The sequence below is a fragment of the Agarivorans sp. 2_MG-2023 genome, from assembly GCF_030548085.1.
In the GTDB taxonomy this organism is placed as follows: Bacteria; Pseudomonadota; Gammaproteobacteria; order Enterobacterales; family Celerinatantimonadaceae; genus Agarivorans.
Genome location: NZ_JAUORQ010000015.1, coordinates 36,932 through 58,574, shown reverse-complemented (window position 1 = coordinate 58,574; position 21,643 = coordinate 36,932). Strand labels below are relative to the sequence as shown.

Sequence of the window (21,643 nt, the reverse complement as noted above, 5' to 3'; positions counted from 1 at the left end):
TGCAGACGAATAGAGGGTAAGTAATTTGGCCACAATTAAAGATGTTTCTCAGTTGGCGAATGTTTCGATATCAACAGTATCTCGTGTTATTAACAATACTGCTCAAGTCGCACCCGAGAAACGAGAGGCCGTACTCAGAGCGATGGAAGAACTGCATTATCGCCCAAATAGCTTTGCCCAAGCCTTAGTGAGCAAACGCTCCGACTGTATTGGTCTTATTGTTGGTGATTTAGGCGGTGGTCCGTTCTTCGTGCAAATGATGAAAGGCATTGAAGAAATTGTTGATGAGTCTGACAAGTACACGATTGTGATGTCTGGTCACCATAGCGCAGAAAAAGAGCGCCATGCCATCGACATTTTATTGCAGCGTCAATGTGATGCAGTGATTGTTCACTCTATGGCACTAAGTGACCAAGAATTACGAGAGGTTGCAGATTGCGATACTCCGTTTATTTTTATCAATCGCTTAATTCCAGGTTTTGAGCATCGTTGTGTTTATTTAGATAATCATGAAGGTTGTTACAAAGCCACATCGTTCTTGTTGGAAAAAGGGCATAAAGACATTGCCTTTATTACCACTGATGATTTGTCATTCTCCGATGGTGTAGAGCGTTTGTCGGGTTACCGTCATGCCATGGAAGAATCGTCTGGTCCGTTAAACGAAGAGTTAATTGCTCGCGCTTACCCAGATGAAATAGGTGGCAGCCAAGCAGTAGAGAAGCTACTTGAACGTGGCGTAGAGTTTAGTGCCATTGTGGGTTACAACGACTCAATGGTAGCTGGCGCCTTATCTGCTCTGCGTGATAAGGGCTACGATATCCCTGGTCAAATCTCGGTAGTAGGCTACGACGACAATCACTATGCGCGTTTTGTTCATCCTAAGCTGACTACGGTTCGTTACCCAATTGAAGATATGGGTAAACGCGCTGCGCAGTTAGCCATTGATATTTTAGAGACTAAAGGTCAAGAGATCGGTCCAAATGTTATGGATCTAAAATTCCTTCCAGAGTTGATCGTTCGCGACTCAGCCGCTAAAAAATCGTGATCTAATTCAAATAAACATTAATAAGGCTGCTTGCAGCCTTTTTTATGACTTGTCTTGAAACCCTTTTCTGGTATCGTTTTCATATCGAGTGCAAACTGTTAGCCGCATTTGAAGATTGAGTTTGAGATGACTTAATTGAAACTTTCCCGCTGTATAGAGTTGTTTGAATTACTTAGCTTTTCTAGGTATCAACAATTCTAAAAAACTTGCTGTTACGACCTAATTCATTAGGTCGTTTTTTTTTGCCTGCGTTTCACTGCATAATGGTGCTAAGTAAGGTGAAAAGAGAAAGTAAGTGATTAAACGAATTAGTATTGTTGGTTGTGGCTGGTTAGGCTTGCCACTAGCAAAGTCCCTGATAAAAGATGGTTACTCAGTGAACGGCTCTAAACGTGAGTTGCACGAGCTCGCTGAGCTGCAGGCGCAGGGCATTAAGGCCTATCAATTAGAGCTAAATCCCCAGGTGGAGTCTAATGATATAGCGGGCTTACTTAACTGCGATTTGTTGATCATTAATATTCCTCCTGGCAGAAAAACTAATACTGCTGAATTCCATATCGCACAAATAAACGCGCTGTTACGTGCAGCCGAGCAGCAGGCGGTTAAGAAAATTCTCTTTATATCCTCCACTTCAGTGTATGGATCTCAACAAGGTGTAGTTGATGAGCTAAGCGAACGCTTGGCAGAAACCACTTCAGGTAGGGCTTTAAAACAGATTGAAGATCAAATATTCAGTCATTCTGCATTCCAAGCAACGGTGTTGCGTTTTTCAGGCTTGGTAGGTGGGCAGCGTAAGCCCGGCCGATTTTTGTCGGGAAAAACCGTTAGCGGCCCTTTAAGCCCTATTAACATTATTCATCGAAGTGATTGTATTGGCTTAATCACTCAGCTGATCAAGCGTGACCAATGGGGAGAAGATTTTAATGCCAGTGCTAGTGAACACCCCAGCAAGCAAGCGTTTTACCAGTTAGCCGCCGAGCAGCTAACGCTTCCGCCTCCTCATTTTGTTGAAGGGGCGAGTTCCAATAAAGTTATTTCCAATCAAAAAATTAAAACAACCTTAGGTTATCAATTTAACTACCCTGATCCCATGCAATGGTTACAGGCTAATATTCAAGAGGCAGAATAATGAGCGATTTTAGAAGTGATACAGTGACTCAGCCTAGTAAAGCAATGCGGGATTTAATGAGTCGTGCGCCTGTAGGAGATGATGTTTATGGTGATGATCCCACGGTAAATAAACTACAAGATTACGCTGCAGAGCGAATGGGCAAACAGGCTGCGTTATTTTGTAGCTCGGGCACCCAAGCTAATTTGTTGGCCATTATGGCTCACTGTCAGCGGGGCGATGAGTATATTTGTGGTCAAAATGCGCATAACTATAAATACGAAGGCGGTGGAGCCGCTGTATTAGGCAGCGTGCAACCGCAGCCGGTAGAGAACAGCAGTGACGGCAGCTTGTGTTTAAGCAAAGTTAAAGCAGCCATTAAATCAAACGACTTTCATTTTGCTAAAAGCCGTTTGTTATCTTTGGAAAACACCATTGGTGGGAAAGTACTGCCCATGGACTATCTAAACAGTTTGCGTCCCTTTGTAGAGCAGCACAATTTGGCACTACATTTAGATGGTGCGCGTGTTTTTAATGCCATTGTAAAAAGTGGCCAAGATGAACGTAAACTGGTTGACCCTTTCGATAGCTTTACAATTTGTTTGTCTAAAGGCTTAGGTGCGCCAATCGGTTCATTGTTACTGGGCAGTGAAGGGTTAATCGCTACAGCCACTCGTATTCGCAAAATGCTAGGTGGCGGTATGCGCCAAGCCGGGATTATTGCCGCCGCTGGTCATTATGCCTTAGAGAATAATGTGAAACGCTTAGCTGAAGACCATGCTAATGCTGTTTATTTAGCTGAACAGTTGGCGAGTATAGAAGAACTTGAGTGTGACCCAAGCGCTGTTCAAACCAATATTGTTTACGCTAATTGCCGCAGGAACCAATCGGGGCCTTTAGCGGAGGAACTGGCTAAACAAGGCATACTGATGACGGCTGGCTCGCCGATGCGTTTTGTAACCCACTTAAATGTGAATCAACAAGACATTCAAACGCTCATTGCGGCCATAAAACAGTTTTACGTTAGTCACTAAATTAAGGCGAACCATGAAGATTGAAATGCTGAGTACTGGCGATGAAGTGCTGCAAGGCGATATTGCTGATACCAACGCCGCGTGGTGTGGCCAAGAGTTAAATGATCTCGGTTTAAGCTTTAGCCGCCGCCAAACGGTCGCAGATAACTTAGACGATATTGTTGATGCCTTAAATCAAGCCGCAGAACGTAGCGATTGGGTATTAGTAAATGGTGGTTTAGGCCCAACTTCAGACGATTTGAGTGCTGATGCTGCAGCCAAACTGGTAGGCAAAGCGCTTACCCTTAACCAACGTTGGTTAGATAAGTTGCAGCAGTGGTATAGCGATCAAAATGTCATTATGCCAGAGAGCAACATTAAGCAAGCTATGTTGCCCGCTGGAGCAGAGCTGGTTGATAACCCCATTGGTACCGCCTGTGGTTTTATTGTTGAGCATGCGGGAGCAAAGTTATTGTTTACTCCAGGTGTGCCAAGTGAGTTTAAACGTATGCTAAAAGAGCAGTGGTTTCCTATGCTTAAAGCGGCTGCGCCAAGTGCTCAAGGCGAAGTTAAGCGCTTTTATACTTTTGGTTTGTCGGAGTCTTCTCTGAACGATCGCTTTAATGATTTGGTATTACCGGAAGGGGCGCGTTTAGGTTATCGCTCATCAAGACCAAGTATTGAAGTAAAGTTGTTTTACCCCCGCCAAGATGAGCAGTTTGCTCAACTTAGCCAACATATTCGCCATGAGCTAGCGGAGCACGTATTTACCGAAGACCAAGGTAACTGGGCGTTGCACATACAGCAAATGATGATTGCTCAAGGGAAAAAGCTGGTGCTGGCCGAGTCATGTACTGGCGGCATGCTAGCCGCGGAGTTAATCGCAGTGGCGGGGAGTTCGGCGTATTTAGAGCGTGGCTTTGTTACTTACAGCAATGAAGCCAAGCAGCAGAGCATAGGTGTTGCTAAAGAAACTATTGAGCAATTTGGGGCAGTATCTATCGAAACTAGTCAGGCAATGGCTTTGGGGGCGTTACAACACAGCCATGCCGATATAGCACTTTCCATTACTGGTATTGCTGGCCCAGAGGGTGGCAGTGAGGAAAAACCAGTGGGTACGGTGTGCTTTACTTTAGTCGAAGGCGACCGCTGTATTAGCCAACAGTTACTATTAAGTAATCGAAGTCGCTCTGTAGTACGTATTATGGCTACAGCTGTGGCAATGGATATGTTACGCCGTTACCTTACGGATTTACCTGTCGCAGGTGACTATCAACACCTAAAGCGGATAGCCAGCAGAAATTAACCCACCACGAAATTTATTCAATACATACGTGGTCTGTTATAAAAAGGAGATGCTATGTGGTTGAAATTTAAGCGTGATTGGGAAGAGTCTGAATCTTCCGTAACCCCCGAGGCGTTGTTTAAACAACGCCGCAATATTATCAAAGGCTTAGGTGTCGCCGGTGCCAGTAGTTTACTGCCGGTTACTGGCCATGCGGCTTCGTGGTTTGGTAGTGACGACGATGAACCGGCTGCCATTGTGCGTAGAGCCTTACAGAAAACCGATATTGCGCCGCTGCACAATGATGCGCTCACTCCAGAATCCAAAGCCATTAGCCATAATAACTTCTATGAGTTTGGTACCGCTAAAGACGACCCAGCAAAGAACAGCCGCAACTTTAACCCTACACCTTGGACTATCACCATTGATGGCTTAGTCGAAAAACCAGTCACTTTAGATCTCGACGATGTGATGACCAAAATGGCCTTAGAGCAACGGATTTATCGCTTACGCTGTGTTGAGGCCTGGTCGATGGTCATCCCTTGGGTAGGCTTTTCGCTTAGCGACTTATTGAAAATGGCTAAACCCTTATCTTCGGCCAAGTATGTTGCCTTTGAGACTCTTTACGATCCAGAGCAAATGCCCGGGCAAAAAAGCCGCTTTGTCGGTGGCGGTATAGATTATCCTTACGTAGAAGGTTTACGCCTTGATGAAGCAATGAATCCACTCAGCTTTATGGCGGTGGGCATGTATGGCAAAACTCTACCTGCGCAAAATGGTGCGCCGCTGCGTTTAGTTGTGCCTTGGAAATATGGATTCAAAAGTATTAAATCTATTGTAAGAATTCGCTTTTTAGATAAGCAACCACCAACAACCTGGAATCTTTTAGGGCCCAGTGAATACGGCTTTTACGCTAATGTAAATCCTCAGGTTGACCACCCTCGTTGGAGCCAAGCCTCGGAGCGACGCATTGACGATGCTGGCTTGCTTGGGCGCAAACGTATCGACACTGAAATGTTTAACGGCTATAGCAAACAGGTAGCCCATATGTACAAAGACATGGATTTGAGTCGTTATTATTAATGGGGGCCGATGTGAATAAGCGCATTAACCAGTATTTAGCCAAGTATCAATGGCAAACGCGGCTCGCTCTGCATGCATTGCTACTCAGCCCTTTTGCATACTGCGTAACAGCTGTTCTTAATGGGTGGTGGGGCGGTGATCCTGTGCAAGCTATTATTCATTATTTCGCTAACAGCGCGCTAAACATACTGCTGATTACCTTGTGTTTAGCGCCTTTGTCACGACGTTTTAAATTGCCAAGCTTGTTAGCGTTTAGACGGCTTATTGGATTGTATGTGTTTGCTTATGCCTTGTTGCACTTGGCCGCTTACTTACTCATAGATCTAGGCTTAGACTGGGGCTTGTTTTGGCAGGAAACCATTAAGCGTCCGTATATTTGGTTAGGCATGCTGGGTTTTGTGGTGTTACTGGCAATGAGTATTACCTCGCTTAAAAAGCTACAGCAAGGGTTAGGGCGCCGGTGGCTGCAATTACACGGCTTTATCTACCCAATTGCTTTATTGGTGGTGATTCACTTTTGGTGGTCGCTTAAATCTGGTTGGCTGGAGCCGGTGATATATTTAGCGATTATTGGCGTTTTGTTTTTTATGCGTAAAGTGCAAATTCAGCGCTGGTTAAGCAGCTTTGCTAAATAGTTAACTTTTCGCATTCCAAAATGCAAAGTTGTTTTTTCCATTGTGTTTTACTTGGTACATCGCTTGGTCGGCACGGTGAAGTATTTGGCTGAAATCTTCATTGTGACGGTGAAAACTACATACGCCAATGCTTAAACTCACGGCCACTTCGATATGGTTGTATTTAAAGGGCTGGTCAAAGCTTTTGAGCAATTGATGGCAAAGCTGTTCTAGCTTTTGTGGTTCGCTATAAGGGACGAGCAGGGCGAATTCGTCACCACCAATCCGCCCACACTTGCCGTGAGTCGGACAGCTATTTTGAATCTGTGCCGCGCAAGCCTTAAGAATATGATCTCCTGCGGTATGACCATGTTGGTCATTAATTGGTTTAAATTTGTCTAAATCAATAAACATTAAGGTGCCGCCTTCATCCCCAATGTTTTGGCAGTAGTCATTAAACTGCGCTTCAAAGGCATGGCGGTTTAGCAAGCCAGTTAAGTTATCTTGATGGGCCAGTTTCGATAAACGATGTTGATCCAAGCGCAACTGGGTAACATCTATATGGGTACCAATCACTCTTAGCGGGTGGTTATCGTCATCATATTGTTGAACCGTGCCGCGGTCTTTTATCCAGCGAGTACTGCCGTCTTGGTGAAGCATCCTATATTCAATATTGTACTCATCGCTATGGCCATGAATCATCGAATCAAAGGCTTTTATCGCCAGTTCTTTATCTTCTGGGTGAAGATTAGACTTCCAGTTTTCGTATAGCGCTTCTTGTTTTGTGGCGGATATACCACAAATTTTTCCGTATTCAGAATTGTAAAGGCTCAGCCGGCCACTAGGGATATGTTGCTCCCATAGTACTAAACCGCTGTCATTTAAGGTGATATTGAGAAGATTTTGGGTGTCTTGTAACTGGTGGGTCAGTTGACGATTTTTCTCTCTTAATTGAGCGATAATATTGTCGCTTTCATCCATAAATTCGACTTTACAATAGTTTTACAATTGTAAGCAGCATATCAAAAAACGGTATGTCATTCCCATACAACTTTTGACTGCTCGGTCAAATATACCAAGTGATTCACTTTTTTTTGGTGTATCACTTGGTTTACATATGGTGTTAGTGTCTGCTAAAAATTACCATGAACCCGTACTAGGCATAGACAACCAAGGTTCTTGTGCAGGTAAAGACTCACCTTGTTGTAAAAGTTCTACTGAAATCCCATCTGGCGATACTATAAATGCCATGTGGCCATCACGAGGCGGGCGGTTAATGGTAACGCCAGCATTTTGTAGCTTTTCGCATAAGCCGTAAATATCTTCTACCGATACCGCAATATGACCAAAGTTACGACCGCCGCTGTAGCTTTCTTGATTGCCATTTTCGTCTGGCCAGTTGTAAGTAAGCTCTAGGCAAGGTGCGTCTTCGGCTTTTACGCGGGCTAAGTCTTCATCTGCGGCTAAGTAAATTAAAGAAAAGCGACCTTGTTCGCTTTCGTAGCGACGGGCTTCGGTCATCCCTAACAAGTTGCAATAAAAGTTAAGTGATTCATCGAGGTCTTTTACTCGAACCATGGTGTGAAGAAACTTCATTTTTATCTTCCTATCGTATGTAAACGTTTATAAATTTATGAGTTACTGAATGTCATATTAGTCTTGAGTAATACAAACATCGCTTGTTGGAATACAACTGCAGCTAAGAATATAGCCCTGTTGTCTTTCATCGTCGGTTAAGCCGCTATCTTCCAATACCTTAACGTCGCCACTTTGCAGTTTTACTTTACAGCTTCCACAAAATCCGCCGCGGCAAGAATAGCTTAAGTTTAATCCAGCCTGTTCGGCTTGCTCTAATAAGTTCTGCTGATTATTGCCTTGAACATAAGTATCCCAGCTATCAAACAGAATATTGACGGGTTTGGTCTCCACCTTCTCTGTGAGTTGGTGGCCAAAGCTTTCTTCATAGTAATCTGACTCGTACACTCCAAGAGCCAGTAGCTGCTCTTTGGCGCTTTGCATAAAGGCTTGTGGGCCACAAACAAACACTGTTCGCTGATCTAAGTCAGCAATGTCCATTAACATGCCGCGATTTAAGCGGCCTTGGTAACCTTGCCAATTGGCAGGGGCGTTCTGAGTAAGGGTGTAGCGAATACTGCAATGTTTAAAGTTATTGCTGAGCTGGGCTAGTTCCGTTTCGGCAATTAAGTCCTGCTCGCTATGAGCGCTGTGTAAAAACACGATATCTTTTTCGATATTCATGTCACTTAAGTAACGAAGCATCGATAGCATAGGCGTTATGCCACTGCCAGCAGACAGCAATAGCAGCTTTTCGTTGTTACTTTGCTCTAGGTGAAAGTCGCCACTTGGCGCGTGAGTGTTTAAGTGCATACCCGGTTTAAGGTTATCGTGCAGCCAGTTAGAGGCTTGGCCGTCGGTTACTCGTTTTACGGTTATAGCTAAGCGATAAGGGCGACTGGGCGAGCTTGATAAAGTGTAATTACGATGAACAGGCTTGCCGTCGATCTCAAGTTCAAGCCCCATGTATTGGCCGGGTAAGTAAGTAGCTTGTATGTGTTTAGGTGGCTCAAAGACAAAGGTTTTTACATCGTGGGTATCTTGCTGAACTGCAATGCAACTTAGCTTAACCGCCTCACCTTGCTGCCACTGTTGAGCTGAGGGAGTGCTAGTAGCTTGGCGTTTTTCAGAGGTATCTGGATACACCTCTGCTTGGCGCGCTTCTAGTACCTCAATGCTGTCGTATAAGCTGATTTTTCCACTATTTAAAGCCACAACATTTTGCCCAAAATACACATTACCGCCGTCACCTTGGCGATATTTAGCGAAGGTAGCAAGCGGCTCTTTATTCGGATGAAACTGACCACTGGCTTGGTCGAGAGTTGTGAATATACAGCGAGAACAAGGGTTTTGTACTTCAAATTCAACTTCACCAATTTTAAAGCGCTTCCAGCCATCTTCGGCAAAAGCCTCGGTGTTTTTTACCACAATATTAGGACGAAATTGTTCCATGCTGTGACGAGCGCTAGAGCGTAAATTGAGATCCTCAAGAGACGCTTCAGAAATCAGTAGTAATGGATAGCCGTCGGCAAAAGAAACCTGACTCTCTCGTTGTTTTACTTTGCGCTGAGATTGCTGACCAAAAAACACCAAGTGACAAGGTTCGCCTAAATACTCACTAAACCAAGCATCGTAAGAGCGGTGGCAATGTTGCGCTTGTACGCTGTCTTTCCAAATCATTACCTCACGGTAATCCTCTGAGAACTCGCTATAAATAATATCAAGCGCTGCCATATTAGGTGCGCGCAAATGCAAACCATCGCGATTTAGCGCGCTATGGACTTGTGCCAACTTAGGGTGAGTTCTTGCGGTAATCTGTATGCCGTCTGGCTGGCAAACAACAAATCGGCGGTCAAAAGCTAAACCGTGTTCCTCAACATAAGCATGATTAAGGTGGATACCGGCCGTTGATTTAATGGGATAAACACTCAGTTGGCTTAGTCGTGCATCACTCACAGTTTTTCTTCCTTCAGCAAATTGGTTTTTCAATACTACTCAAGCTCTTGCGTTCAAGCCATAGTAATTTGGCTGGTTACCATGCTAAAAACTGCTCAGTGTTACTTGGTAATTCCGCATATCAGCTTTATACTGTTTGTATATACAGTTATGAGTGCAGCATATTGACAACACTAGCTTCAATTCAGCGTAAGATTATCCATGTAGACATGGATTGTTTTTATGCGGCTGTGGAAATGCGTGACCAGCCAGAATTAGCCAATGTACCACTGGCGGTTGGCGGTATGCGTAGCGGCCGAGGCGTATTAACTACCTGTAATTACATTGCCCGTCAATATGGTATTCGCTCGGCGATGCCAACTCATAAAGCTATGCAACTTTGCCCAGATTTAGTGCTAGTGCCGCCACGTATGGCCGCCTATCAAGATGCCAGCCAGCAAGTGCAGGCCATTTTTCATGATTATGCTGACGCAATAGAGCCATTATCTCTCGATGAAGCCTACCTAGACGTAACCAGTAGCCAAGCCTGCCGTGGTTCAGCCACCTTAATTGCCGAGCAAATTAGGCAAGATATCTTTGATAAAACCGGTTTAACCGCCTCGGCGGGGGTCGCTCCTGTAAAATTTCTGGCCAAAATTGCTTCAGACCTCAACAAACCCAATGGCTTATTTGTGATTAAACCGGAGCAGGTGAGCGAATTTATTGAAACCTTAGCCCTAGAAAAGATTTCTGGTGTAGGCAAAGTGAGCATTGAAAAACTGCATCACCAAGGGCTTTACACGGGGGGAGATATTCGTCGCGCGGAGCGAGATAAACTAAAACAAATTTTTGGCAAGTTTGGTGAGATGTTATGGATGCGCTGCCAAGGCGTGGACGAGCGGGCGGTCAGTAACGACCGGCAACGTAAATCGGTAACGGTGGAGCGTACCTTTGCGCAAGACGAAGGCGACCAAGGTATTTTGGTGGAACGTTTAATGGCTTTACTGCCAGAGTTACAACGCCGTAGTGAAAAGCACCTTAAACAAGCCAAAATGAATAAATTAGGCGTAAAGGTGAAATTCGCTGATTTTCAGCAAACCACCAAAGAGCAGCAATGCCAACAAATTGATGAAACAACCTTATTGGAGTTGTTTAACGAAGCGCTAGCAAGAGGTAAGGGCAAAGCCGTACGATTGATTGGTTTGCATATTGGCCTAGCGCCAGAGCAGCAAAATCAGTCACCGCAACTGATTTTGCCGTTTTAGTTCTGTTATTTAGTTATCTCGCGGTCGTAACTTAATCGCTTAGCGGCATCTAGCGTTAGCATTTGCATAAAGGCACGAGTTTCTGCATCGCTGCCTGATGGTGTGCCTGAATTACTCCCTGCACCAAATACGTTGGTGGGCACATTGCGTTTAGCAAAAGCATCAGCCCAAAGCGCTTGAATTTTCACTTCCGCTTCCAGTTTTTGCGCCAAGGCGTTATCGGCTTCTAAAATTACTCGTTTTTGATAGGCTTCAGCTTCGGCCAATGTTTGCTGGGTTTCGGCTTCAATACGTGCTTTTTCTAAATTGATTTCAGCGGTTTCTTTAGAAATTTTCGCTTGAGCTTTTAATTTTTCAGCATTGGTAATCGCTAACTGCTTATCAGTTTGTGCTTCAGTGGTTTTTTGTATTTGCTCTACTTTCGCTTTGGCCTGACGTTCGGCAACTTCACGCTCACCGCGAGCGATGGCTAATAAACGTTGCTCTTCTTCTTGAACACGTTGCTCTCTGGCGATTGCTCGGTCGGCTGATGCCTTTTGTTTTAATTGCATACGCTCGATAAATTTAGCATTAGGGCGCATATCGGTGATGAGAGCAGATACTACGGTTACTCCAAAATCGGTGAACCGTTGTGATTTACGTAAAGGTAGTCCGTCTTCCCCAAGTACTTTATTTACCACAAAAACGGTTTTGCTATTATCGCCATACTCATCTTGGTCGGTACCTAAAGCGGCATTAGCACTGCCTGTTGATTGTTTAGAATGAATGATAATTTCTTCTCGTTTAACCAATAAAATACCGCTGTTCATTTGGTTTTCAAATTCAGAGTTGAACTCGGTGCGTCCGCCTGCGTAATACTCCTCTGCAGCCATTAAAGATGCGTTGGCTTGCAAGGTTTCTTTAAATGCAGGAATGAGAGCGGTGCGTAGCAAGTTTTCTGGTGATCTAAACTCGTGGGCTAGGTGGAGAAAAGATTCATGATCTGAAGGGATTGAAAACCGCACCGTCGCTTCTGCGTGGGCATCAACTTGGTCCAAAAACATGATGCTCATTGGTGGCAAGCTAGCTGAAGAATTGTCAGAATCTTTTTCGGCTCGAATTGAGTTGGTAGATGAGCCCGATAAGGCCTGAACTGTCATGGCTCTTTTCCATGAATTATATCGACCAAAAGGGTAAAACTTGTAGCCGACCTCGGTTACTACCGCTTCGTTACCGGTTACTGTTCTTACGTGATAAATGTAACCTGGCTCAGCGTAGAAGAATGAGTTACTTAAGGTGTAAATGAGTCCCGCAATCATCACTAAACCAGCCACAAACTTAACGTTAAATTTGAAACCACTGCTTAGCTTATTGATTTTATCCAAACTTAGCTTTTTATCTAAGGTGTCTTCACTCATTACTAGATCCTTCTAATTGTTTTATATCGATATTTAATGGCGCAGGATACTAGCACAAGTTGATTAATGCTTGATGGAAATGTCATTAAAATAGAGAAAAAGTTTAGAAGAAAGCGAGAGGGGCTAGTTGATTTGAAAATGTATCGAGTAATTAAGATACCAAGCTGGCAGGGCGCCAGCTTGGTAAGTAGCGCTTACACTTTTACGGGAGCGTTTTTCAATACAGCTACCAATAGCTGCCAGTACTTTTCTACAGCGGCAATTTCTACTTTTTCGTCTGGGCTGTGTGGGAACTTGATGGTTGGCCCAAAAGACGCCATATCCCATTCAGGGTAAGCACTTTTAAACAAGCCACACTCTAGTCCTGCGTGAATCACCATGACATTCGGGCACTTGCCAAACAGTTCTTGGTAGCTGTCTTGAACGAGAGTTTTCATTACCGAGTCAGTTTCTGGCTTCCAACCTGGATATGCACCAGAGAACGAAACGGAAGCTGAAGTAAGGCTGAACAAAGAGGCTAGGCTGGCTTCTACTTGTAAACGGCTAGAGTCAATTAGCGAGCGCACCAACACTTTAATATCGATGCTGTCAGCGCTTTGGCTAATTACACCAAGGTTAAGTGATGTTTCTACCACGCCTTCAACTGCTTGGCTCATGCTAACAACGCCGTTGGTACAAGCATTTAAGCTGGCAACAATTTGCTGAGAAAGCTCGCCAGTTAAGCTTTGGCTTGGCGTATCAATAGCGGCAGCGGTGATCTCTAAGTCAGTTTCTACTGCACCAAATTCACCGACAATGTCGTCGATTTGGCTAGCAATAAACTGCGCTAAAGCGGCCTGTTGTTCAGCTTTATAAACCAGCTTAGTGCTAGCTTCGCGTGGAATAGCGTTACGTAAACTACCGCCTTGAATATTGCACAATACAGGTTCAAAACCTTGCTGTTGCATGGCCGCTACAATACGAACTAGCAGTTTATTAGCATTGGCTCGACCGGTATCAATGTCACAGCCAGAGTGACCACCTTTTAAGCCTGTAACACTTAACTCAATCGCTAGTTGTTGGGTGTTGGTCGCTTGATATTCGCTAGCAAAGCTAATGCTGGTATCGCCGCCACCCGCACAACCCATGTACACTTCGCCTTCTTGCTCAGAGTCGGTGTTGATTAGCAGCTTGCCTTCTAATACACCCGCCTGTAGGCCAAAAGCGCCGGTCATGCCCGCTTCTTCATCAATGGTAAATAGTGCTTCGATTGGGCCGTGTGCAATATCGTTGCTGGTAAGCACGGCTAGAATAGACGAGCCACCAATGCCGTTGTCAGCGCCTAAAGTGGTGCCTTCAGCGGTAACCCAGTCGCCATCAATGTAGGGGCGAATAGGATCTTTAGTGAAGTCGTGTTGGGTATCGTTGTTCGCTTGCGGCACCATATCTAAATGGGCTTGTAGAATCACACCTTGGCGATTCTCCATGCCAGCGGTAGCAGGCTTTTTAATGATCACATTGCCAACAGCATCTTGAAAATGTTCAAGCTGATGCTCAGTAGCTAAACCGGTCACCCAATCGATCATGGCTTGTTCATGCTTAGAAGGGTGAGGAATAGAACACATGGTTTCAAAATGCTGCCACAAGGCCTGTGGTTTTAGCGAAGATAGTGTAGACACAAAGTCACCTTAAAATCTGTATTTGTAGAATGAATGAGACTGTAGCAGCTCAATTATATGAATATAAGCCTGTATTAAGCTATTTAGCTGGAATAATTGTTTATAAACAAGTTCTGATTCAGTAGTGCATTAAATTCGTCTTGATGGTTAGCATGATAATCACTATCAAGAAAGTCCTAACGCTGGCAGATAATCCAAATAAATGTGCTGTTCTAGCGGATATTAACGCTGTGAGTTGGTGATTTTAGGTTTTTTTGCTGATCTAGCGCAGGTTGGCTTCATCATCCGGTAGCATCTTACTTAGGCCACGAATATAATGCCTCGCGATTTCCGCTGTTAGCTTTAATGGAATGCCTAACAACGGCCAACTAAACCACTGTCTGTCCAAGGAACATACACTGCTATGTTAGAGAAACTATTTAAATTGAAAGCGCATGGCACTGATGTGCGCACAGAAGTCATTGCGGGTTTAACCACCTTCTTGACCATGGCCTACATCATTTTTGTAAACCCTAGCATGCTGGCTGCCACAGGGATGGATCAAGGCGCAGTATTTGTTGCGACTTGTTTAGCTGCAGCGGTTGGTTGTTTCATTATGGGCCTTTATGCCAACTATCCTATCGCTCAAGCGCCGGGTATGGGCTTAAACGCATTCTTCACGTATGGCGTTGTACTTGGCATGGGTCATAGCTGGCAAGTGGCCTTAGGTGCGGTGTTCTTATCGGGTGTTATTTTCATTTGCTTGAGCTTGTTTAAAGTTCGTGAGTGGATCATCAACTCAATTCCGCAAACATTACGTGTAGGTATTGCTGCCGGTATTGGTTTGTTCCTTGGTTTTATCGCCCTTAAAAATGCTGGCATTGTGGTAGACAACCCAGCTACGTTGGTGAGCTTAGGTCACGAGAACCCACATCAGATGATTCTAGCAGCATTAGGCTTCTTCCTGATTATTGGCCTTGAGTACCGCAAAGTTAAAGGTGGCGTGCTTATTTCTATTTTGGCGATTACGGTATTGTCGATTGTATTGGGTTACACCCAATATGGCGGTATTGTTTCTATGCCACCTAATCCAGCTCCTACCTTTATGCAGCTAGATATTATGGGCGCTTTAGATGTGACCATGATCAGTGTTATTTTTGCTTTCTTGTTTGTTGATTTATTCGACACAGCTGGCACCTTAACTGCGGTTGCTCAGCGCGGTAAATTGCTGGATGAAAACGGCAATCTACCAAACCTTAGAAAAGCACTGTTAGCTGATTCTAGTGCCACTATTGCAGGCTCTATGCTGGGTACATCTAGCACCACTTCTTACGTTGAAAGTGGCGCGGGTGTAGAAGTGGGTGGCCGCACTGGACTTACCGCTGTAGTGGTTGGTGTGCTATTTATCTTAGCGCTATTGTTCTCGCCATTGGCTGGAATGATCCCTGCCTACGCTACCGCTGGTGCCTTGTTCTACGTATGTACTTTAATGCTATCGGGCCTTATTAACGTAGACTGGACCGACTTAACCGAAGCCGCTCCGGCTGCAATTGTGGCTATTTTAATGCCGCTGTCGTTCTCTATTGCCGACGGTATTGCAATTGGTTTTATCTCTTACGCCGCGATTAAGCTGTTAGCTGGTCGCCATAAAGAAGTACCGTTAAGCGTTTGGGTACTGGCTGTAGTATTTGTACTTAAGTTTGCATTTTTCTAAAGCTGACTAAAACCTCATAACAAGCAAGGTCGTCACAATGTGGCGACCTTTTTTTATGGTATATTTTATTCATTAATAAGACTGCGAGTAAGTTGTTGTGAAGGAAAATCTATCCGAAGTATTGTTTAAGCCACGTATTAATGTGGTAGAAACCTCCACTGTTTCAAACTCTAATGCTGCTCAATCAACCGCTATAGGCCAAGAAGATGGCAGAAACTGGTATCGCTTGTTACGCCGAGAATACTGGGCATGGTTAGGCTTAGACCCCATTGAAACCGAGCGTTTGTTTGCCAGTATCGCCATGTGCGACAAACCACGTACCAGCGAGTTGTTAGACACCATCGGTGGTTACCAACCAGGTAACTGGAATTATGAGTGGATGCAGCGTGCGGTAGGGCATCAAGTTAAGGCTAAACAAGCCGCCGAAGAAGGTGAACAACAGCAGGCCTACAGTGAGTTTTTACAAGCCAGCTACAGTGCCACTGTAGCGGCTTATCCGCACTTTAAAGGGGACGATTTAGCCACTTCTGCACATGCGCTTGCTCATAGTAATTTTGTGTCTGCTATGGAGCACAGCCAGTATCAATGCAAAATTATTAATGTACCTATTGAAGGCAAACAAGTGCCTTGTTATTTGCATTTACCTGATACCGATTCGGTAAAACCGGTGGTGTTAGTAAGCGGCGGATTAGATACCATTCAAACCGAGTTGTATCCGTTTTTTGAGCGATTCTTAGCACCGGCCGGCATTGCCATGCTGTGTATCGATTTGCCTGGAGCAGGGCATTGCTCTCACTGGAAATTGCAACAAGACAGCAGCAAGATCCACTTAGCCGTGCTAGATCATCTCCCTGAAGTGCCATGGGTTGATCATGCCCGTGTTGCCATGTTGGGTTATCGATTTGCTGGCAACGTAGCAGCACGTTTGGCATTTATCGCCTCGCAACGTTTGCGCGCAGTAGTGACGGTGGGTGCCCCAGTAGACCGATTGTTTACCGATATTCAGCGTTTCCAAAACTTGCCACAAATGTATCAAGACTGTTTAGCCAATCGCAGCGGGAGCAATGCAGGCAATACCGAAAGCTTGTTTTATCGTTGTTTGCCCTTGTCCCTCAAAACCCAAGGTATTTTAGGTGGGCCACGCACCAAGCTACCTATGTTTGTGGTGGGGCGTAAGAATGATGCAATTAGCCCGCAAACCGATATCTCTTTGTTAAATATGGCTTCATCTCATTGTGAAGTTGAAATGCTAAAAGAGGTGGATTCACTAGAAAATTACAACCAAATCTTCACAAAGGTCACGCATTGGCTACAAAAGCAATTGTGATTTCAGTTAATTGTGGTCATTATGGTGATACCAAATGTTGTTGAACAACCATCACTGTGGAGAGATTAAGCGCATGGAAGTGACTTGGCCAAGCCATGGAAAGTTGACCTCGAGATTTACCGCTATGGGGCCGTACTTTCGCAAGGAACATAGTAGTAAAGAACAGTACTTTTTTGATTGCCTAGCCTCTTGTGTTAGCGACAAACCAGCAGCAGAAGAACGTGAGTTTTTTGGCTGGTGGTTAGAGCTACGTGTGAGCGAAGACAATTTTGAATACCATTACTGGTTCGGACTATATGACAAGCAGGGTGAGTGGCAAGAAGGCGCCATTCCAGCAAAACACCAAAAAGAAGTTCAAGACTCTTTAGACGTGTTTTACCAAAAGCTGCTAGATACCCTACAAAAGTTAGAACTTAGCGTTAGCGCTGCTCCCTCGTTATCCCCCAATTTGGCTCTCCCGGCAGCTTAAGCCGAAGAGTTCCGCAAAAAAAATGGCGCACAGAGTCTGTGCGTCTTATTAATATCAGGTAGAATACTCGCTTTGCGTTTTAGCCGAGTTGGAATAATTAACAAGCATGTTGAAGCAAACCATTGTAGTTAAGTTAGGCACCAGTGTGCTTACTGGAGGCACCTCTAAGCTTGATCGCGCCCATATGATTGAGTTAGTGCGACAGTGTGCATTGTTGCGTAAAGCCGGTCATCAGCTGATTGTGGTCTCTTCAGGTGCCATTGCGGCAGGGCGAGAACACCTTTCGCTCACGCACAATAACATTGCGCCTACTATTGCCAACAAGCAAATGTTGGCAGCGGTAGGCCAGAGTAGATTAATTCAAACCTGGGAAAGCCTGTTTGGCATCTACGATATGCATGTTGGGCAAATGCTACTCACGCGAGCAGATTTAGAAGATCACGAACGCTTTCTCAACGCCAAAGATATACTCAAAGCGTTGTTAAAACACGGTATTGTGCCAATCATTAATGAAAACGATGCAGTGGCAACGGCTGAAATAAAGGTTGGCGACAATGATAACTTGTCGGCGCTAGTCGCTATTTTGGGTGAAGCAAACAAGCTACTACTGTTAACCGACCAACCCGGTTTATATACCGCTGATCCTCGCAACAACCCAGATGCTAAATTGATTGAAGTCGTACCGGAAATTAGCGCGTCTATTGTTGCCTTGGCTGGTGGCAGTGTGGGGGGCTTAGGTACCGGTGGAATGGCTACCAAGCTGCAAGCTGCCGAAGTTGCTGGCAGAGCAGGGGTTGAAGTAATTATAGCTGCAGGCCATGCTGAAAATGTGATTACCCGTTTAGTTGAAGGGGAAAGCGTGGGTACACGGTTCCCTACCGACAATACCTCCCTCGAAAATCGCAAACAGTGGATTTTGGCCGGTTTTCCGCCAGAAGGTGAGTTGGTATTGGATGATGGTGCTTGTAAGGCGATTATGGATTGTGGTTCAAGCCTGTTACCAAAAGGCATCACCGCTATTCGGGGCAAGTTTAGTCGCGGAGATGTAGTGCGTATTGTCGATAGCAAAGGTTTAGAAGTTGCTCGCGGTGTTTGTCGCTATCAAGCCAAAGCGATGGACTTAATAAAGGGCTTACATTCAGAGAAAATTGAAGAAACCCTGGGGTATGGCTACGGGCCTGTTGCTGTTCATCGTGACGATTTAGTATTGAAATAGGAATTCCAAATGAGTTTACAAACACTAGGGCAACAAGCCAAACAAGCTAGCTTTGATTTAGCAACCTTAAGTACTAGCCAAAAAAATGCAGCGCTAGCGGCCATTGCCGATCAGTTAGAAGCTCAACAAGAGCGCATTCTTGCGGCCAATAAAATTGATGTAGACGCAGCACGCCAAAATGGATTATCTGAAGCTTTGCTGGACCGTTTAATGCTAAACAGCGAGCGCTTAGCGGGCATTGCTGGCGACGTGCGTAACGTTATTTCACTTAACGACCCTATCGGCAGCGAGATGGATTGCCGCGTATTAGAAAACGGCCTGCGTTTATCACGCCGCCGTGTGCCATTAGGTGTAGTAGGGGTCATTTATGAAGCACGCCCTAACGTAACCATTGATATTGCTGCTTTATGTTTAAAAACTGGCAACGCCAGTATTTTGCGTGGCGGTAAAGAAACCTTCCATTCAAACATGGCGCTAGTGTCGGTCATTCAATCTGCCTTAGAGCAAACAGGTTTGCCAGCGGCAGCAGTGCAATACATTGAAAAACCTGATCGCGAATTAGTAGGCGAATTACTGCGCTTAGACGATTACGTGGATATGATTATTCCGCGTGGTGGTGCGGGTCTGCACAAAATGTGTCAAGAGAACAGCACCATTCCAGTGATTATTGGTGGTTTTGGCATTAGCCATATCTACGTAGATAACTCGGTCGATTTGTCTGCAGCTCTTAATGTTATTGAGAATTCCAAAGTTCAGCGTCCTTCTGCCTGTAATGCGCTAGACAGCCTATTGGTTGATCAAAACGTTGCCGCAGAGTTATTGCCAATGTTGGCCGAGTGTATGAACAATTCATCGGTTAAATTAGTGGCTACCGAAAACGCCATGGCGGGTTTAGCCAATGCCAAAGACTTGCAAGCTGCGGGCGAAGGTGACTTTGATACCGAATGGCTAAGCTACACCCTAGGGGTGAAGGTAGTGGCAGACGTAGAAGAAGCGATTGCTCACATGCGTACCCATAATGCTAGCCACTCAGATGCAATATTGTCGAACAACCTAAATGCCGTAGAGCGCTTTGTAAATGCAGCAGGCTCTGCCGCGGTATATGTAAATGCCTCTACGCGCTTTACTGATGGCGCTCAGTTTGGTTTAGGCGCCGAAGTGGCAGTATCTACCCAAAAGCTGCACGCTCGCGGCCCAATGGGCTTAGAAGAACTCACCAGCTACAAGTGGGTGGGCATTGGCGACATGTTAGCTCGCCCGTAAGCAGCAACTGCCTTACACTAAAAGCCTGCATTGCAGGCTTTTTTTTTAGCGCTTAGGAGTTTTAATGTCGCGACAGCTGTGGTTAATTCGCCATGCTAAATCCAGTTGGGATGAGCCCCATTTGGCAGATAAGCAACGCCCCTTGGCACCGCGAGGCCATAAGGCCGCGCAGTTAATGGCTAGCCACTATGCCAAGCAGTTCTCGCAACTAGAACTCGTGCATTACTCTCCAGCACTGCGCGCCCAGCAAACTTGCGAATATTGGTTAGAACAGCGCAGCCAATACCTTAAAGGAAGTGCTCTAGAAGTCGACCTTCAAATAAGCTGTGAAAACAGCTTATATACCTTTCGCTGGGCCGATTTGCTGGTACATATTCAAGCCTTACCTAATCAAATAAACAAGATTGCTTTGGTAGGGCACAACCCTGCCTTTGAAGACTTGGTTAATTACCTAACGGGTGAAGACTTAATCAAGTTTCCTACCGCGAGCCTAACGTTGATGGAAGCTGATTTAGAATGGCAGAATTGGAGCGAGTACAGTGCCTGTTTACGCTTGTTTGATACACCTAAGAAGTTGGCCGAAAGGCTATAGGTTTGTTTTTGGGGTATCGGATATGTTCTAGTTGCTTGGAATGAGCGCTGTCGTAAGGGGACCAAACAGCGTCTTGCCGGGGTTGTGGCTACGAAACGCCTGTTATGCACTAACAAGCATATCTACTTGATACTTTTCACCTGATTCCAACGTTAGGTAACTAACCGCCACCAACTCTCCCTTGGAAGTGAGTAGGAAGCCGGTATTGAACTCTATAGCGCTAAAATTATCAGGGGCACTCTGTACAAAGCGGGATTTTGCCGTCAACTTAAGAGCCTTAATGGCTTTACGAATGAGCTTATGTTTGGGAGCAAACAGATAAAAGAAATTATTGGATAACCAATCAATTTTTAACGGTTTCAATCGGAACAGAGCTTCTGCCTTAAGATAGTCCTTAACCTTTAAATCAAACTCACTTGAGTTGAGCTTTGACTCAAGGAAGTCGAGAGAGAATTCTTTTAGTTTCTGTTCCATATCCATTTTTATTACCGAGTATTGCTGAGTTTTTTACCTGTCTTATAAGCTGGCATAAACACCTTATTTGCTTGGGTGAAGTGTCTCCTGAATCGGTTCAACTACAGCGGCTGATTGATTTGCTTTGTTAGTAGCTATGGCGATAGACCGTTTTCACTTACCTTTTTTATAGGCAATACCATCTATTTGGACATGGAGCCCTGACTCTCCACCTTGATGAGCGAAGTCAGTTGAAATGGTTTTCCTAGCTGGATAGCCATTTGTAAAACGTTCTTTCATGACCTTTTCTAACAAAGGAATATTCCATACATCTCTAAACAGGACATCTATCTTCACTACGCTATCGAGAGTTAAGCCTTCCATTTGTAGCTTTCTAGCCATGTCGTCGAAAGCTCCATTTATTTGCGCTTCGACACTTTCTCCAACATTGCCTACACAATACCCTAGAAAAATGTAGTCTCCTGCCACAACATAACCTGAGTGAGCCCATTCATCATTTACATCACACCTTTTAATTTCACCCATGATACTCCTCGATATTAGTAATTTTCGTTGTATCACCTAACGCCGCGTCAAATAGACTGAAATGTGGAGCGGTAGCGGATATAAGCTTGTGTTTTTATTGGTCTTA

At 44.9% G+C, this 21,643-nt stretch carries 20 protein-coding genes; 13 read left to right on the top strand and 7 right to left on the bottom strand.

The window, feature by feature from the left end; translation table 11 throughout:
• The first annotated feature begins 25 nt into the window (after positions 1-25).
• From Q4549_RS19060 to Q4549_RS19035, 6 genes are all read left to right on the top strand, one after another.
• Entirely contained in the window at positions 26-1,045 is a 1,020-nt protein-coding gene (locus tag Q4549_RS19060; protein ID WP_137671575.1) for a LacI family DNA-binding transcriptional regulator, read from the top strand.
• Positions 1,046-1,340: 295 nt separating this feature from the next.
• A complete protein-coding gene (locus tag Q4549_RS19055) occupies positions 1,341-2,174 on the top strand; it encodes an SDR family oxidoreductase (protein ID WP_303553963.1) in 834 nt (277 codons plus the stop codon).
• Positions 2,174-3,187 (top strand): low-specificity L-threonine aldolase, encoded by a 1,014-nt coding sequence (gene ltaE / locus Q4549_RS19050; protein ID WP_303553962.1) that lies wholly within the window; start codon positions 2,174-2,176, stop codon positions 3,185-3,187. Before Q4549_RS19055 ends, ltaE begins: the two co-directional genes overlap by 1 nt.
• 13 nt (positions 3,188-3,200) lie before the next feature.
• Complete coding sequence (locus Q4549_RS19045) at positions 3,201-4,472, top strand: CinA family nicotinamide mononucleotide deamidase-related protein (RefSeq protein ID WP_303553961.1); 1,272 nt, start codon at positions 3,201-3,203, stop codon at positions 4,470-4,472.
• Positions 4,473-4,526: 54 nt separating this feature from the next.
• On the top strand, positions 4,527-5,534 hold the full coding sequence (gene msrP, locus Q4549_RS19040) for a protein-methionine-sulfoxide reductase catalytic subunit MsrP (RefSeq protein ID WP_303553960.1): 1,008 nt from the start codon (positions 4,527-4,529) through the stop codon (positions 5,532-5,534).
• An 11-nt stretch (positions 5,535-5,545) separates the two neighbouring features.
• Complete coding sequence (locus Q4549_RS19035) at positions 5,546-6,169, top strand: sulfite oxidase heme-binding subunit YedZ (RefSeq protein WP_303553959.1); 624 nt, start codon at positions 5,546-5,548, stop codon at positions 6,167-6,169.
• On the opposite strand, the gene Q4549_RS19030 is transcribed toward Q4549_RS19035, so the two are convergent.
• The 3 genes from Q4549_RS19030 to Q4549_RS19020 form a co-directional block, all read right to left on the bottom strand.
• Positions 6,170-7,129 carry a sensor domain-containing diguanylate cyclase gene (locus tag Q4549_RS19030; protein WP_303553958.1) on the bottom strand — a complete coding sequence of 320 codons (960 nt, stop codon included), beginning with the start codon at positions 7,127-7,129 and terminating at the stop codon, positions 6,170-6,172.
• A 159-nt stretch (positions 7,130-7,288) separates the two neighbouring features.
• The gene (gene gloA, locus Q4549_RS19025) at positions 7,289-7,744 is read right to left on the bottom strand and encodes a lactoylglutathione lyase (RefSeq protein ID WP_303553957.1); all 456 of its coding nucleotides are present in this window, start codon (positions 7,742-7,744) and stop codon (positions 7,289-7,291) included.
• Between the two features lie 57 nt (positions 7,745-7,801).
• Positions 7,802-9,679, bottom strand: a complete 1,878-nt coding sequence (locus Q4549_RS19020; RefSeq protein WP_303553956.1) for a hybrid-cluster NAD(P)-dependent oxidoreductase — start codon at positions 9,677-9,679, stop codon at positions 7,802-7,804.
• 164 nt (positions 9,680-9,843) lie between these two features.
• Here Q4549_RS19020 and dinB point away from each other — a divergent pair, with 164 nt between their 5' ends.
• Positions 9,844-10,923: a DNA polymerase IV gene (gene dinB / locus Q4549_RS19015; protein WP_303553955.1), complete on the top strand. Its 1,080-nt coding sequence runs from the start codon at positions 9,844-9,846 to the stop codon at positions 10,921-10,923.
• 5 nt (positions 10,924-10,928) lie between these two features.
• Here dinB and Q4549_RS19010 read toward each other — a convergent pair whose 3' ends face one another.
• Together Q4549_RS19010 and Q4549_RS19005 are read right to left on the bottom strand one after the other, a co-directional pair.
• Positions 10,929-12,320 (bottom strand): SPFH domain-containing protein, encoded by a 1,392-nt coding sequence (locus Q4549_RS19010; protein ID WP_303553954.1) that lies wholly within the window; start codon positions 12,318-12,320, stop codon positions 10,929-10,931.
• Between the two features lie 194 nt (positions 12,321-12,514).
• On the bottom strand, positions 12,515-13,978 hold the full coding sequence (locus Q4549_RS19005; protein WP_303553953.1) for an aminoacyl-histidine dipeptidase: 1,464 nt from the start codon (positions 13,976-13,978) through the stop codon (positions 12,515-12,517).
• A 403-nt stretch (positions 13,979-14,381) separates the two neighbouring features.
• Here Q4549_RS19005 and Q4549_RS19000 point away from each other — a divergent pair, with 403 nt between their 5' ends.
• From Q4549_RS19000 to Q4549_RS18975, 6 genes are all read left to right on the top strand, one after another.
• Positions 14,382-15,671 (top strand): NCS2 family permease, encoded by a 1,290-nt coding sequence (locus Q4549_RS19000; protein ID WP_137671563.1) that lies wholly within the window; start codon positions 14,382-14,384, stop codon positions 15,669-15,671.
• Positions 15,672-15,768: 97 nt separating this feature from the next.
• Positions 15,769-16,998: an alpha/beta hydrolase gene (locus tag Q4549_RS18995; RefSeq protein WP_303516393.1), complete on the top strand. Its 1,230-nt coding sequence runs from the start codon at positions 15,769-15,771 to the stop codon at positions 16,996-16,998.
• 34 nt (positions 16,999-17,032) lie between these two features.
• Positions 17,033-17,467, top strand: a complete 435-nt coding sequence (gene crl, locus Q4549_RS18990; protein ID WP_303516395.1) for a sigma factor-binding protein Crl — start codon at positions 17,033-17,035, stop codon at positions 17,465-17,467.
• Positions 17,468-17,573: 106 nt separating this feature from the next.
• The gene (proB, locus tag Q4549_RS18985; protein ID WP_303516396.1) at positions 17,574-18,683 is read left to right on the top strand and encodes a glutamate 5-kinase; all 1,110 of its coding nucleotides are present in this window, start codon (positions 17,574-17,576) and stop codon (positions 18,681-18,683) included.
• A gap of 9 nt (positions 18,684-18,692) precedes the next feature.
• A complete protein-coding gene (locus tag Q4549_RS18980) occupies positions 18,693-19,946 on the top strand; it encodes a glutamate-5-semialdehyde dehydrogenase (RefSeq protein ID WP_303553952.1) in 1,254 nt (417 codons plus the stop codon).
• 64 nt (positions 19,947-20,010) lie between these two features.
• Positions 20,011-20,538: a histidine phosphatase family protein gene (locus Q4549_RS18975; protein WP_303553951.1), complete on the top strand. Its 528-nt coding sequence runs from the start codon at positions 20,011-20,013 to the stop codon at positions 20,536-20,538.
• A 102-nt stretch (positions 20,539-20,640) separates the two neighbouring features.
• Here Q4549_RS18975 and Q4549_RS18970 read toward each other — a convergent pair whose 3' ends face one another.
• Both Q4549_RS18970 and Q4549_RS18965 read right to left on the bottom strand, forming a co-directional pair.
• Positions 20,641-21,018, bottom strand: a complete 378-nt coding sequence (locus tag Q4549_RS18970; protein WP_303553950.1) for a hypothetical protein — start codon at positions 21,016-21,018, stop codon at positions 20,641-20,643.
• Between the two features lie 147 nt (positions 21,019-21,165).
• Positions 21,166-21,537, bottom strand: a complete 372-nt coding sequence (locus Q4549_RS18965) for a RidA family protein (RefSeq protein ID WP_303553949.1) — start codon at positions 21,535-21,537, stop codon at positions 21,166-21,168.
• Positions 21,538-21,643: the final 106 nt, after the last annotated feature.